The following is a 12348-nucleotide window of genomic DNA, read 5'->3' on the forward strand; positions in this document are numbered from 1 at the left end:
GGGTTATGCCTCCTCGCCGACCGCGGCACGCACAGCGGCCAGATGGTCCGTGCCGTCGACCATGAAGATGTAGTTCAGCTTGTCGAGTTCGAGGATCTCCTGCCCGTCCTGGACGTACTTCAGGTAGGAAATCTCGAGCTCGAGCTCCGAGTCCTGCGGCTTGGCCGTCTCGAACTTGCCGAGGGATGCGCTCTTGGGCATGCCGCGCAGGATGACCCGCTCGGAAATGACTTCGATTTTACCGGTGCCGCCGTCGTGGTGCTGCACAGCGGCGCGCAGATCGAGGTGGTGGTACTCGGGGGCCTGGAGCTGGATGAAGTTCGCCGTCTTGGTCCGGAAGGCCAGCTTCGCGCTCATGGACTGGAACTGCCCCAGAGTGGGGCTGTCTATTTCGCCGGCGATTCCTGCGCCGGACAGGGGCTCGGTCATGGCCTGCAGTTGTGGCAGCTCGACCGTGGCCACGCCCATCAGCACGGCCCCGTCCTTGTAGACGTTGAAGGTGATGGTTTTCTCGGGGATCTTGTTCACATTGGCCATCTCTCACCTCTTACGAAAACAGGTTTTGGAGATACTCGGGGTCGTACTCCAGGGTGTTGACGATCTCCCGCGCCGGCGAAGGCGGGGTCAGGTAGGTGTGGAAGCGGATGATGCCGTCCATCAGGTCGGTTACCGGGTTTTCGTCTTCCACAAACACGATGCGCCCGCCCAGGATGATCTCCATGGCGCGGAAGCCGTTCAGCCGGATGTTCTCGCTGTCGATGATCGTCTGGATCAGGCGGCGGGTAACAGGCCAGTCGACCTTCTGGAAGTAGGTCAGAATGAAGGTGTTCGCGTGCCAGCTGAAGAACCGGCGGATCGGAATAAAGGCGTCCTTGGGATCGGTGACGCTGGGGTAGCATGCAGTCCGGTTGCCCCACAGCTTCCACCCGCCGACAAAGTTCAGCGCGGTGACCACGCCCTGGCTGTTCAGGTAGTTGGCCTGGTCAAGACCGAGCCAGACTTCCTCGCCGCCGGCCACTGCAGAGTCCGCATACAAGCGGTTGTTGGAAGGCGAGCGGTACGGCACGTCTCCACTCTGTTCGTCCACGTCCCCGATCAGCCCGGCCAGCTGGGTGGACATGTGGAAAACCTCATCGCCGAGTTTCACCTTGGGCCAACACACGATCATATTCGGGTCGGTCAGGTTGTTGTCGTTCTTGTACCCGGCGACGTCGGGGTAGTACGGCACGGTGTCGTCAGGGATATCGACCAGGGCGACGGCCTTGAACAAGCCGTTGATGTCCGTGGCCTTCGCGGCCATGGCAATAGCCACGGCCGGATCATGGGACCAGCCGGGGGCGCAGATCAGGCCGGGAACGACCCGGAACCGCGTGAACACTTCGTTGATGAGTTCCAGGCCCGTCAGCTTGCCGGTGTTCGCGTCGATGCCGCCGATGATGTCCGCGGAGGTCACCTGCAGGGGATCCGGCTCTTCGTCGGTAGTATGCTTCGCGGGGTCGTAGACGTTGACGAAGACCACCGGGGCCACGCCGTACAGCCCGAACTGTGAGCGGGCGAACTCGCAGAGCGAGTAGCTCTGCCAGTCGTCGCTCTCGCCAAATGCTGCAACGAACTCGGTGTAGGTGTAACAAAGCACTGGCTCGTTGATCTTGCGCTCGGCAGGATCCTTGTCCTCGATCGGGGCGGTGCCGAATACTACGGGTATCGATGCCGAGATCCTGCGCGGGGGCAGTATCGACGTGGGCACCTCGAGGGCGTAGACGCCGTGTTGATACGCGCTCATATTTCAAAACCCTCCACAATTTGCCGCGGGGCAGGCCTGCGCCAGGTGGTGGCCAGGACTACGACCGCGTATCGATGCTGTTCTCTTCTGGGGTCCGGACGCCTGGTGCGGACCGGCCATTGTCGTTCAAATTCATCGTCGAGCACCCGGGCTTTGCGCAGAATGGTCCGAAGCCGGTCGGTGAACGCCGCGGTCCATTGCTCCAGCCCTTGCGGCCCGCGGTGCGAACTCATGCAGAGCGTGATTTCCACAGAGACCACGCTCTCTTTCTCGCTGTCCTCCGCCTCTTCCCAGGAGACCACGACGCAAGGGAAAGCTTCCTCGCCGCCAAGGCCTTCAGGCAGGCCGCCGACATACACCGGGGGCTCGGTCAGAACCTCCGCCTCCGGGTGCTCCAACAGGAAGCCGGCCAGGTCCTCCCGGATCCGGCGGCCAAGCGCTTCGATCAGGCGGGCAATCATCGGAGCCCCGCCTGCTGCAGCACATATTCAGCCTCGTGGATGACGTTCTTTTGCAGACGCTCTTCGGCGAGCTCCTGCAGCTCGAACTGATTGCCCTCGTCTTTGAGGGCCTGCAGGTGGCTCGGCCCGAAAAGTACGCGCAAGGGATACTGGTCAGAGCCCACCCGCTTGTAGACCTGCGCTCCGCTTCCGGAGGCCTGGACAAAGGAGCCGCCCACGACCTTGCGGCCGGACGTCTTCTTCACCTGGACGGACACGCCTTGCTTGGGGCGACGGCCGCCAGCGGCCACAGGAACGCGGGGCCGGGCGCCGTAGCGGAACAGCGGCACGGACATCCGTCCTTCCGCCCGGAGCAGGGCGCGGGGGTACTTGTCCGCAGGCCTCGGGTTGACGATGGTCATCTTGCTGCGCACGTCTTTGGCCGGCACGTTGTAGTCTTCGCGGATCTTCCGCACCACGTCGGTGCGCATGCCCTTGATCGTTTTGGACAAGGCCCTGCAGGTGGCCTTTTGCATTCCGCCCGGAACCAGCGACAACACGTCGTTGAGCTCTTCCAGCGCCTTCTCCGCATGGAAGGTATCGATCCGGATCAGATCGTTTTTCGCCATCAGGACACCTCCTTGTAGAGCTGGATTTCGAGAAAGCCCCCGGCCCCTTTGGTGTTGGAGACGATCCACGGCACGCCGTCCAAAATCATGGGGCGGCCGGACTTCGGCCTGGCCAGCTCCGCTTCCTTGACCACCAGCTTCCTGACCTGGACGTTGACGTTCTCCCTGGCTTCGTCAGGCCCTTGGCCTTCGTCATCGACCAGGGCCGTCAAAGGCCGGCCGTCAATGACCACCGGCTGCCCGAAGTCCTGCAGGTAGATCTCCAGATCCCCGCCCTGGATGGCGTCCATGAGAGTTGTCACGGCCTGTTCTCCAGCGTGTCTATGTAGAGGAGCAGCTCTTTTGCGTCTTCGCGGCCCATGCAGATGCCGCCGTCAGGAGTCGCCACCAGGCTCTCCAGAGTCGGACGGGGTGGCTTCGGACTTGTCTCCTTTGAAACGGCGCACCCACTCGCCAGCAGGATCATCAGCAATGGCGTCAGCAGAACGCTGGCGCTCACGAGCCCGCCACGCATCCCATGCCGTCTGGATGGCGCGCGCGATGAGGCCGAGCGTTCTGCCGATGTTGTCGAGGAATGACCACATTGCACGGAACCGGCCTATGAGAGGGCTTTTGCGGACGTCGCAGTGAGCTTCTTCCGCGAGGAGAAGATGCGGAAAATGATCTTCAGCAGGGAGGCGAAGGAGACAACTCCGCCGGTAATGACCACCGGGAGTTGCGCCTGCGTGTCGGGATCGACCTGAATTCCGAAGAGGAGAAGGACGCCGCAGACCAGCGTAACAATGGACGTCCAGATCTCCTTCGAAGTGTACCAGACTTTCTTCTCTTCCACGCTGCCCGTCACTTCCACGATGTTCGTCTCTTCCATGTCGTTTGCTCCTTATGATTGCGGCCACTGGCCGCTCAGGGCGGCCAGGACCTTTTGCGGGTACTCGGGATTGGTATTGTGGACGGCCGCATACGGACCGCCGTTGTAGGCGCGGCAGACGCCGGCCCAGCCAAAGCGTTCGAGATAACGGCAGGCGAAGGCGTAGTGGGCCAGGTGCCGGCAACCGTACTCCAGGCCGATCTCGGGCTCGCATAGCGTTGTCAGGAAGGGAGCCGTGCAGCCGCGCTCCCGCGCCACCGCGCCCATAATCTGGAGCAGCCCGAAACTGGTCTGCTGGTGCTGCCACTCGGTGTGGCGGCCCACACCGGCCGGGGCAGGAAAATCCGGCGGCGCGGTTTCGCTGGCGCTCTCCGCCGCAGTGATCCGGCGGAATGGCGCGTTGCTGCGCACATCCCACAAGTAGCGGTAATGGGGCTCCAGCCGGCAGGCCGTGGCGTCCCAGCCGGACTCCACGGTGATCATGGCGCAAACGAGCGCCGGCGGTAGGTTGTGCCGCAGAGCTATCGTGGTGGCGAGTTCATGAAGCCTCTGTTTCACTTTTCTCCCTCCTGCTCCTGAAACGATTCCAGCTTGACGATGAGCTTCCGGGGAACGCGCATCCCGAGCTCTCCCAGATGGCGGCACACGGACAGAAATTCGTTGATGCAGATGAAGGCGACCATGAAGTCGCGCACGTAGCTGGATACGAACGGCAGCGGATCGGCCAGGGACAGGTCGAGCATGTGCGCCGACATGATGACCAGGACGTACAGAAGAAACTTGCCCAGCCCGCGGCGGAAGCGGCTGCTGCTGTACGTGCCTGCGTTCCACGCGCGGTAGAACCCGAGAACGAAGTCCGTGACGTACAGAACCGTCAGCGCCAGCAGCGCCGCGTTGATGCCCCCGAGCAGCCACGCCGAACAGCTGCCGATCGCGGCGAAAATGGACTTCAGCGTCACATGGTCTACGAACACTTCTTTGAACATCGACGGCTCCTGCCGTTTCAGCTTGAGGGAGCCAGGCCGCACAAAAGATGGACCCAGCCCCCTCAAGAGGGGGCTATCGAATGGCTGTCAGGACGTAGCCGCAGTTCTTGCTGATGTCGGACAGGATGTTGCCGTTGTCGTCGTAGCTCTTGAGCAGGCGCACATCGATGTCGTGGCGCACGCGAATGATGGTCGAGCGGACGGCGGGGTCGTAGTAGTCCTCGACCACGAAATCCTCGCTCGCGCCCTCGTTCCATTTGAACGTCCGGCCGATGGAAGGCTCGTAGATCTCAGCGCCCTGGGACGCGACGCAGGCCAGGACAGCGACGGCGTCGCTCCAGATGTCCTCAAGCTCCGGATTCTTGGCGCGGTTGGCGCCGTTCTTCAGCGCGCCGGCCAGCTCGATCTCGATATCCAGATACGCCTCGAGGTGCTGCAGCCCGATCGAACCCGTCTTGCGGGTGTCAGGGAACAAGTAGTGCACGGCGTCCTTCACCTTGGTGCAGCGGGCCAGGTCCAGGTAGGTCTGCCAGGTAATGACCATCTTGTTGTAGACGACGCCCTTCTTGCGGCCGGCGGTCCTGGCTGTGTCGATATCCAGCTTCGGGTCGGCATTGTCCGGCTCGGTCCACTTGGCAGTGGCTGCTGCGGTGAGGAAGTTGTCCGGATTGCTCAGCTTGGAAGCGACCTCGATCTCGAAGGCGCGGAGCACGATGTTGGTGCACAGGTCCGTCGCGCTCTTCTCCATGTCGATCTGCGACTTGTAGATGGCGCGGAAGCGGTCATCCAGAGGTTGCTCGTGGCCACGTTCGCGGCAGGAGTAATGCCCGGCCTCGAACTTGCCGGAGCTGCGCTGATAGGCTGCGCCGTGGGCACGCTCCACCTTCTCGACGTTAAAGAGAAACTTGGCGGGCAACACGGGGAAGTCGGCGCTTTGAGCGCCAACCGGGTAGTACGGTGCGACCTTCGAGGCGATGAAGCCCATGGAAGGGGCGTTGGTCATGGCCTCGTGAACAAGCACCCCAAGATCGGGGCGCAGGCGTTCGGTTCCATTCTCAGGAATCATGGGGATCTCCTTTAGGCGGCGACGTTGACGATCTTGCCGCTTTCAACGGGAAGGACCTCGATCACGTCCCCGTCTTCAGCGGATGCTTCCAAAGCGACGCCGACCTTGATGTAGTCTCCGGCGGCCGCCGGCAGAGCCGACACGGTGCCATTGGCCGCGGCGAAGACTTCGGCCGCGATTTCGACGGCGCCCTTCGCTTCGATGTGTTGCGTTCCGGGCTTGTTCCAGTAGGCCACGCCGATGTCTTCGCCGCTCTTCTGGGGAACGCGGGTAACGCCGACACCGAGCCGAGTAGCGGGGGCGTAGACAACCTGGTCATTGGCGTTGATTTCAACGCGCCGCCCATCAACCATGTCTTGCGCAGCGGGATGTGATCCGATTCCGTAATCGTTGTAGCTCATTACTCAGCACCTCCGTTCTTGCCGGCGAGCCAGGCCGCGTGGGCGTTGGGGTGACGGCGGGCTACGGCGATGAGCGCCTCGCCCTTGCTGCACTTCGCCGCGTCCATGTGGGCCGCGACAAGGCCTTCGAAGCCGTCAGCCTCCGAGGCGGACAGATCCTTCCCGTCCTGGCCGGCGGACTCGGACATGGTTTTCTCGAACTCCGCCAGGGCCTCGGTCTGCCCCTTGCGTTCGGCGGCCAGAGCGGCCTTGTAGAACTCCTTGGGGTCTGCGCCGGACTGGACCGCCTCGAGGGTCGTTTCCGCTCCGGCCTGCGCCCCGAGCAACTCCACCACGCGGGCGCGCTCTGCGGACGCGCCGCGGGCCTGCAGCTCGGCAGCGAGCTCCGGGTTTGCCGCGGAAAGCTGTGCGGCGGTCACGGTGGACAGATCCAGGACACCGGAATCGCCGCCACGGGCGTCGGTGTCACCAGCGGAAGAGGTTCCGGTGGACATGTGTTCCTCCTGTTCTTCCTGATTGGGTGATTCGGACAGCTCCAGGGCTCGCGAAATGGCGAACTCCAGGTTGCCGACGGAATGGACGAAACCCCGCGAAAGGGCTTCGTGGCCTATATGGGTCGAGCCGTCGGCCAGCTTCTCGAGGACGTCCTCGACGGACATCCCGCGATGGCGGGCCACGGCGTCAACAAACAGGGAGTAGTAGTTGTCGACGCGCTCCTGCAGATACTCGCGCCCTTCTTCGGAGAGCGGCTTCTCGTCGGAAGCCAGCCGCTTGTAGTGGCCGGCGTAGAGAACAGTCCGGCGGACGCCCTCTTTCCGGTCGCGCTCGGAGTAGTCGAAGTGCATGGCGGCCACGCCGATGGATCCCACTTGCGCGTCCGCGGTGCAGATCATTTCCTGCGCTGCAGATCCGATCCAGTACGCGGCGGAGCACATCAGCTCGGACGTGTGCGCCACCACCGGCTTGCCGGCTTCGCTCACACTGGCGATGGTGCCGGCCAGGTCGTTGAGGCCGAACACGCCGCCGCCGGGCGAATCGATATCGAGCACGATGGCCCGCACCAGATCGTCATTCGCCGCCTGGCGGACCTGCTTGCCGACAAGCTCTGTGCTGCAGCCGCCGGAGAAGGCCTGAAAAAGATTCAGGCGGCGGGCGATGACCCCGGCGACGGGAATGACGGCCACGCCATCGACGATCGCGTAAGGGCGGTTGGCCCCATCTGACTCCCCGGCCAGTTGCGCGAAGATCTCGCCATTGCCGGCGCGGCCCTCGAGCATGGCCTGAGCGAAGTCCGCCACCTGCTCCATCTTGTTCGGCTCCAGCGCCCACACCTCGCCAACAAGGGCGGAGAAGGCTCTCGGTGCTCTATTCGCTTTCATTCGTTTCCTCGCTCGCTTCGTCCGTCTTCCACACGGCGTCGGGTATCGTGTAGGAGCTCATGTCCACGTCAAATTCGGCCTCCAGCTCCTTGATGAACGCCTTTTCCTGGGCCACCTGGCGCAGACCGGACCTCCAGTTGCGGCCCATACGGCCGTATATCTCTCGGTAGCTGGTGGTGTGGCTGCCAAGCTCAAGTACGGAGGCCTTGGCCCCCTTCTCCCGATCGATCTGGCGCATGGGTTGGGCCAGGTGCTCGCAGCAGCTGTAGGCGTAGAGGTTGCGCAGGTACTCCTGCGGCTTGAGCGGCACGCGGTTGCGCAGGGCCGCCTCGTAGAGGATCCAGGACCACACCGGCTGATTGAACTGGTCATTGAGCACCCGGTGCTCGAACTCGTTGAACTGGTCCGCCTTCTCCATGGAGGCCTTGCTTGCGGAGTAGCTGGCCTGGAACTTCCGCAGCACGTTTTCCGCGCCGCGGCCGGTGGACATGCCGAGCCGGTCGATAATGGCCCCGAACATTTCGGAGTACCGGGAGGGGGCCGCGTCCGGCTGGAAGAAGGTCGGCTTCTCCTTGCCGGATCCGAACAGCACGGTCCCTTTCTCCAGCTCCATCACCCGTTGATGCCAGGGCGTGTTGCGATCGACAGCCCCTTGCCCGAAGTCGTTGATGAAGAGGGTGAAGAGGTTGCGCACCATGGCGCCCACAACGGCGGCTTCCGCCAGGTCGTTGGAGTGGCGGATCTCGCCGATCATCGGCCCCAGCAGAGAATCCTGCCGGTACTCGGCAACGTTGCGGACGTCGCAGACGAGAAGAAACCGGGGCAGGCCGGTTTTCTGGTCGAACACGTCGTACGATGCGCAGTCGGAGGAGGGGGGGCGCATGGACAACGCGCCCGGTTTGCGGATCCAGACCTTTTCCGGCTCGCCGTCCGCGTCGATCTGGACACCGTCGTAGATGTCACTCTCTGCCAGGTCGGAGGGGGTGACGAGCCGGAAAGGATCGATGGGAAGGAGACACGTCGAGAACGGGGCTCCGGGCCGGGGCTTCGCTATGACCTGGAAGACGCCCACCCCCAGCAGCTTCCACTGGAAGTAGGCGAGCGCCTGCAGGCCATAAATATTCAGGCGGCGCGTGGCGTCGCACCAATGGCGGCAGTCAAGACCCCACTCTTCCCAGCAGCGAGCCGTGGCCGTCTGGAACTCCGCTTCCCACTCCGCCGTAAGGTCGAGCCAGTCCGCCCTGGGGGCAGGTTGCGGCGTCAGGCCGATGCCCACGGATTCCACAACGAGCGACTCGAGCACGCCATGCGCCATGGCGTCGTTGTGGTAGAGATCGAGGGCGCGCTCTGCGGAACGCTCGATCTGCCGCTCGGCTTCGCGCCTGCTGACAATCGAGTTCGTCCAGTTGGACAGCGCCCCCTGGAGAGACGCGCTGTGCCGGCGGGCGTGCTTTGCGCGGGATGCGCGGCGGGTGACGAGCTGCTTCCTCATTCCCCGCGCCTCACAGCGACGTTGCCAGCGCGGGCGAGGATGTTGCCCTGCCGGCGGACGCGCTCTTCTCCGGCCAGCTCGTTACGGGCCTTGAGCAGCACGTCGACGCCGGGGCGCTTCATCTTGCGTCCGTACGCCTCGTACTCTTCCGCCTGCATGGACTTCTCGAGGGAGGAATCCAGGACTTCTTCGAGCTGCTTGGGATCTTCGGCCATTGATTTCGACTCCATCCGCCGCGTTTTCGTGCGGCGGTAATGATGGGTCGAAATTACCAGCGAAAAGAGGGAAGTCTAGAGCATATACGTAGCAAAATTATATGGTTAGTAGATTACTACGTGTAGTAATCTACTACACGCGAGCCCCCTGCGCAGGGTCGGGATCGACTCCGCACAGGGGGCTCGCATCATAATATAAGCAATCGCTATGCCTGGTAGGGCGGGATCAGGTTGGGAATCTGTTAGTCATATGCTCGGGTGCGTTTTGGTCGGAAAGCAGACACTCTTTGTTGTGGCAAAAACATTCGTTCAACTTGACAAAAACATACCAAAAACATACAAGAGTCTCATGAACGAGATCGAGTGGACCCAACGAGCACGCCGCCAGTTCCGCCGTATTGATGCTACACAGCGCACCGCCATCCGCAACGCCGTGGGCGAGCTGGCTAACTGGCCGGACTGCCGCAATGTCAGAAACCTGGTGGGGCGCGAGGGGTACAGGCTGCGAGTGGGCCGTTACCGAGTCTTGTTCACGATCCACGAAAACGGAGAGGTCCGGATAGTCAGAATCGAGGAGGTAAAGAAACGTGACGATCGAACATACTAACGTTGAACACCAGGTTCTGCGTGGGCCAGACGGCGAGCCCCTGTACGCCGTCATTCCCTGGGATGTGTTTGTGGAACGGTTCGGGGCCGAGGCCGATGAAGACGTAACCATTCCGCATGGGGTTATCGTTATCGAGGATGAAACCGGCTGCTCGCTGATCCGGGCATGGCGCGAGCATCTGGGGCTGACTCAGGCCGAGATTGCGAAGCGCATGGAGATCTCCCGCGGCGCGTATGCGCAGATGGAGGCCTTGGACGCCCGCCCCCGGCCCACGACCCTCAAGAAAATCGCGAGGGCCATGGGCGTGCACTGGCGACAGCTTCAGGATTAAGAGCCCCGGGCATAGGATCTAGGACTTGAAGCGCGCCTTGGAAATTATTCCAAGGCACTTCACCACGACGCGCACGCTCATGGTCGCAGCAGGGCGCAAAACAAACGTGGTTGCAGGTTACCTCACCTCGGGCAGCTCATCCCATGAGGTCGTGTACCGAGGCGACAGCCGCGACTGTCGCATTCGCCACGGACGGCCGAGCCCAGCCGCCGCGATCTGAAGCGCGCCGCGGCCCCACTTGGCGTTGGTGCGGTCCAACACGTCCATGAGTGTGGCCTGCCGTGGTTCGTCCGCAGTGTTCTCGTCAAACAGGGGAAGCTGGCGGCCGGCGGCCGGTTCCAGCGCAGTAAGTAAGACCCCGGCCTTTTTGTAGCGATACCCCGCTTTATAGATGCCTCGCGCCAACTCCTGCGCCGCCCGCACCAGGGTGGGCGTGTGGGATGTGGGCCGCGACAGGCTCATGTCCCGACCGTTGGAATACTGCGGCTCATCCTTGTGCGGGTTGGTCTGGACGTAGACCGTGAGCCGGCCGGCCACGGCGCCTTGGGCGCGCAACTTTTCGGCGGCGCGCGAAACGTAGGCCGAGGCAGCCTCTTCCAACTCCACCAGGCGCGTCACGGGCCGGCCGAAGGAACGCGAGGAGCCAATCGCCTTTTTGCTTGGCGGCACGTCTTCCAGGTCGAGCACGGACTTGCCGCGTAGCTCCAGCACCGTGGACAGGCCAGTCAGGGTCATGGTGCGGCGGATGAACGGATCCGGCGCATCGCGTAAGGCTCGGGCGGTATGGATGCCGTTGCGCGCCAGCATAGCGGCGTAGCGCCGGCCCACGCCCCAGATATCGCGCGTGTCCAGGGCTTCTAGCAAAGCATCGCGCTCGGCACCTGGTGGAGGTAAGACGTACACACCGTCGCATTCCTGGGCCTTCTTAGCCTTCCGGTTGGCGATCTTGGCCAGGGTCTTGGTCTCAGCCATGCCCACGGACACGGGGATCCCGGTCCAGCGGGTCACGGTCTCGCGGATGGTGCGGGCGAACGCGTGCGTGTCCCGGATCGGCAGGCCGTCAATACGCAGGAACGCCTCGTCAATGGAGTATATTTCCAGATCCGGGCTGAACATGGTCAAGACCTCCACAACCCGGCGGGAGAGATCGCCGTACAGGGCATAATTGGATGAGAGCACGCGCACGCCATTGGCGCGAAAGTAGGCCTCGCGCTTGAAAGCCGGCTCGCCCATGGCGATGCCTAACGCCTTGGCCTCGTTGGATCGAGCGATGACGCAGCCGTCGTTGTTGGAGAGCACCACCACGGGCACGCCCCATAGCGAGGGATCGCAGACACGCTCACATGAGACGTAGAAATTATTGCAGTCTACCATGGCGAAGTATGGCGGCGAACGGCGGGGCAGCAATGGCGTCATGGGATATCCCCTACAGCGTGCGGACAACGGCCGTGACCACGCCCCAGGCCGCGAACGAATCATCCTCGGTCACGTCCAAGGGCGTGTATGCTGGATTGGCCGGCATGAGCAGTAACGAACCGCCCTGTTCCACGAGGCGCTTGACGGTGAGCTCGCCGCCCACGGCGGCCACCACGATGCGGCCTGACACCGGGTTCAGGGCACGATCCACCACAAGAAGATCGCCGGATTCGATGCCGGCGTCGCGCATAGAATCGCCAACTACGCGCACGAAGAAGGTGGCTGCAGGATGGCGCACCAAGTACTCGTTGAGGTCAAGAGTTCCCTCCACATAGTCTTCGGCAGGCGAGGGAAAGCCGGCAGGTACGGCGGAGAGGTAGAACGGAAATTCCTGTTCCGAGCCAGGGTTGAAGGTAAAAAGGCGAAGACCCGCTCCGGCGGAAATTCCGAAGCGCATATGGCTGTTGACTGAGTGCGGCATGTACAAGCCCTTGATGTTACTCGGTTCTGCGGGCATGAGTGTGCCCGTCTGTTTATGCTGTGCAACATTATGTTGTAAAACATAAACAGACGTCAAGCTCGCACGACAACGTTAGGAACTGAATGGGGCCTACCCCTCCCCTGCATGGTCCATCTCCACGCTCTTGAAGCGCAAGCCACACGTCCCGCAGCGGTGGAACCGTTCGCGGCAAGGGCCTATCCAGGAACATGTTACCGTCACTCTGCAGCGCCTCG

General features: G+C 62.7%; 17 protein-coding genes. 2 read left to right on the forward strand and 15 right to left on the reverse strand.

All coding sequences use genetic code 11. From position 1 onward, the window contains the following. Positions 1 to 3 precede the first annotated feature (3 nt). From E8L03_RS15475 to E8L03_RS15535, 13 genes are all read right to left on the reverse strand, one after another. The gene (locus E8L03_RS15475; protein WP_171267827.1) at positions 4 to 537 is read right to left on the reverse strand and encodes a phage major tail tube protein; all 534 of its coding nucleotides are present in this window, start codon (positions 535 to 537) and stop codon (positions 4 to 6) included. 10 nt (positions 538 to 547) lie between these two features. Continuing rightward, positions 548 to 1783, reverse strand: a complete 1236-nt coding sequence (locus E8L03_RS15480; RefSeq protein WP_171267828.1) for a phage tail sheath family protein — start codon at positions 1781 to 1783, stop codon at positions 548 to 550. Next, positions 1780 to 2244 carry a hypothetical protein gene (locus tag E8L03_RS15485; protein ID WP_171267829.1) on the reverse strand — a complete coding sequence of 155 codons (465 nt, stop codon included), beginning with the start codon at positions 2242 to 2244 and terminating at the stop codon, positions 1780 to 1782. The genes E8L03_RS15480 and E8L03_RS15485 overlap by 4 nt, the downstream gene beginning before the upstream one ends. Then, on the reverse strand, positions 2241 to 2852 hold the full coding sequence (locus E8L03_RS15490) for a phage tail protein (protein WP_171267830.1): 612 nt from the start codon (positions 2850 to 2852) through the stop codon (positions 2241 to 2243). Before E8L03_RS15490 ends, E8L03_RS15485 begins: the two co-directional genes overlap by 4 nt. Beyond that, the gene (locus tag E8L03_RS15495) at positions 2852 to 3154 is read right to left on the reverse strand and encodes a hypothetical protein (protein ID WP_171267831.1); all 303 of its coding nucleotides are present in this window, start codon (positions 3152 to 3154) and stop codon (positions 2852 to 2854) included. Before E8L03_RS15495 ends, E8L03_RS15490 begins: the two co-directional genes overlap by 1 nt. Positions 3155 to 3450: 296 nt before the next feature. Further along, positions 3451 to 3720, reverse strand: coding sequence for a hypothetical protein (locus E8L03_RS15500; protein WP_171267832.1), 270 nt, complete (start codon positions 3718 to 3720; stop codon positions 3451 to 3453). Positions 3721 to 3732: 12 nt separating this feature from the next. Continuing rightward, on the reverse strand, positions 3733 to 4278 hold the full coding sequence (locus tag E8L03_RS15505; RefSeq protein WP_244963541.1) for a lytic transglycosylase domain-containing protein: 546 nt from the start codon (positions 4276 to 4278) through the stop codon (positions 3733 to 3735). Next, positions 4275 to 4706: a phage holin family protein gene (locus E8L03_RS15510; RefSeq protein ID WP_171267833.1), complete on the reverse strand. Its 432-nt coding sequence runs from the start codon at positions 4704 to 4706 to the stop codon at positions 4275 to 4277. Before E8L03_RS15510 ends, E8L03_RS15505 begins: the two co-directional genes overlap by 4 nt. A 73-nt stretch (positions 4707 to 4779) precedes the next feature. Then, positions 4780 to 5772: a hypothetical protein gene (locus E8L03_RS15515; protein WP_171267834.1), complete on the reverse strand. Its 993-nt coding sequence runs from the start codon at positions 5770 to 5772 to the stop codon at positions 4780 to 4782. 11 nt (positions 5773 to 5783) lie between these two features. After that, entirely contained in the window at positions 5784 to 6173 is a 390-nt protein-coding gene (locus E8L03_RS15520) for a hypothetical protein (protein WP_171267835.1), read from the reverse strand. Next, on the reverse strand, positions 6173 to 7552 hold the full coding sequence (gene sppA, locus E8L03_RS15525) for a signal peptide peptidase SppA (RefSeq protein WP_171267836.1): 1380 nt from the start codon (positions 7550 to 7552) through the stop codon (positions 6173 to 6175). The genes E8L03_RS15520 and sppA overlap by 1 nt, the downstream gene beginning before the upstream one ends. Further along, positions 7539 to 9044, reverse strand: coding sequence for a phage portal protein (locus E8L03_RS15530; RefSeq protein ID WP_171267837.1), 1506 nt, complete (start codon positions 9042 to 9044; stop codon positions 7539 to 7541). Before E8L03_RS15530 ends, sppA begins: the two co-directional genes overlap by 14 nt. Continuing rightward, entirely contained in the window at positions 9041 to 9259 is a 219-nt protein-coding gene (locus E8L03_RS15535; RefSeq protein WP_171267838.1) for a hypothetical protein, read from the reverse strand. Before E8L03_RS15535 ends, E8L03_RS15530 begins: the two co-directional genes overlap by 4 nt. A gap of 349 nt (positions 9260 to 9608) precedes the next feature. Between E8L03_RS15535 and E8L03_RS15540 the strand changes: the two genes are divergently transcribed. Continuing rightward, positions 9609 to 9866: a type II toxin-antitoxin system RelE family toxin gene (locus tag E8L03_RS15540; protein ID WP_171267839.1), complete on the forward strand. Its 258-nt coding sequence runs from the start codon at positions 9609 to 9611 to the stop codon at positions 9864 to 9866. Then, positions 9847 to 10197 (forward strand): helix-turn-helix domain-containing protein, encoded by a 351-nt coding sequence (locus tag E8L03_RS15545; RefSeq protein ID WP_171267840.1) that lies wholly within the window; start codon positions 9847 to 9849, stop codon positions 10195 to 10197. The genes E8L03_RS15540 and E8L03_RS15545 overlap by 20 nt, the downstream gene beginning before the upstream one ends. Positions 10198 to 10314: 117 nt before the next feature. Here the strand turns inward: E8L03_RS15545 and E8L03_RS15550 are convergent, their stop codons facing one another. Together E8L03_RS15550 and E8L03_RS15555 are read right to left on the reverse strand one after the other, a co-directional pair. Then, a complete protein-coding gene (locus E8L03_RS15550; RefSeq protein WP_171267841.1) occupies positions 10315 to 11613 on the reverse strand; it encodes a Y-family DNA polymerase in 1299 nt (432 codons plus the stop codon). A gap of 10 nt (positions 11614 to 11623) precedes the next feature. After that, positions 11624 to 12094: a LexA family protein gene (locus E8L03_RS15555; protein WP_171267842.1), complete on the reverse strand. Its 471-nt coding sequence runs from the start codon at positions 12092 to 12094 to the stop codon at positions 11624 to 11626. Positions 12095 to 12348 lie beyond the last annotated feature (254 nt).

Origin of the sequence: Oceanidesulfovibrio marinus (genome assembly GCF_013085545.1) — a bacterium.
Lineage (GTDB): Bacteria > Desulfobacterota > Desulfovibrionia > Desulfovibrionales > Desulfovibrionaceae > Oceanidesulfovibrio > Oceanidesulfovibrio marinus.

Excerpts from the sequence above, each read along its gene's own strand:
- E8L03_RS15550 (WP_171267841.1), bottom strand. The coding sequence starts at position 11,613 with ATGACGCCATTGCTGCCCCGCCGTTCGCCGCCATACTTCGCCATGGTA.
- E8L03_RS15485 (WP_171267829.1), bottom strand. The coding sequence starts at position 2,244 with ATGATTGCCCGCCTGATCGAAGCGCTTGGCCGCCGGATCCGGGAGGAC.
- sppA (WP_171267836.1), bottom strand. The coding sequence starts at position 7,552 with ATGAAAGCGAATAGAGCACCGAGAGCCTTCTCCGCCCTTGTTGGCGAG.
- E8L03_RS15540 (WP_171267839.1), top strand. The coding sequence starts at position 9,609 with ATGAACGAGATCGAGTGGACCCAACGAGCACGCCGCCAGTTCCGCCGT.
- E8L03_RS15510 (WP_171267833.1), bottom strand. The coding sequence starts at position 4,706 with ATGTTCAAAGAAGTGTTCGTAGACCATGTGACGCTGAAGTCCATTTTC.
- E8L03_RS15490 (WP_171267830.1), bottom strand. The coding sequence starts at position 2,852 with ATGGCGAAAAACGATCTGATCCGGATCGATACCTTCCATGCGGAGAAG.
- E8L03_RS15530 (WP_171267837.1), bottom strand. The coding sequence starts at position 9,044 with ATGAGGAAGCAGCTCGTCACCCGCCGCGCATCCCGCGCAAAGCACGCC.
- E8L03_RS15515 (WP_171267834.1), bottom strand. The coding sequence starts at position 5,772 with ATGATTCCTGAGAATGGAACCGAACGCCTGCGCCCCGATCTTGGGGTG.
- E8L03_RS15520 (WP_171267835.1), bottom strand. The coding sequence starts at position 6,173 with ATGAGCTACAACGATTACGGAATCGGATCACATCCCGCTGCGCAAGAC.
- E8L03_RS15555 (WP_171267842.1), bottom strand. The coding sequence starts at position 12,094 with ATGCCGCACTCAGTCAACAGCCATATGCGCTTCGGAATTTCCGCCGGA.
- E8L03_RS15500 (WP_171267832.1), bottom strand. The coding sequence starts at position 3,720 with ATGGAAGAGACGAACATCGTGGAAGTGACGGGCAGCGTGGAAGAGAAG.
- E8L03_RS15475 (WP_171267827.1), bottom strand. The coding sequence starts at position 537 with ATGGCCAATGTGAACAAGATCCCCGAGAAAACCATCACCTTCAACGTC.
- E8L03_RS15480 (WP_171267828.1), bottom strand. The coding sequence starts at position 1,783 with ATGAGCGCGTATCAACACGGCGTCTACGCCCTCGAGGTGCCCACGTCG.
- E8L03_RS15535 (WP_171267838.1), bottom strand. The coding sequence starts at position 9,259 with ATGGCCGAAGATCCCAAGCAGCTCGAAGAAGTCCTGGATTCCTCCCTC.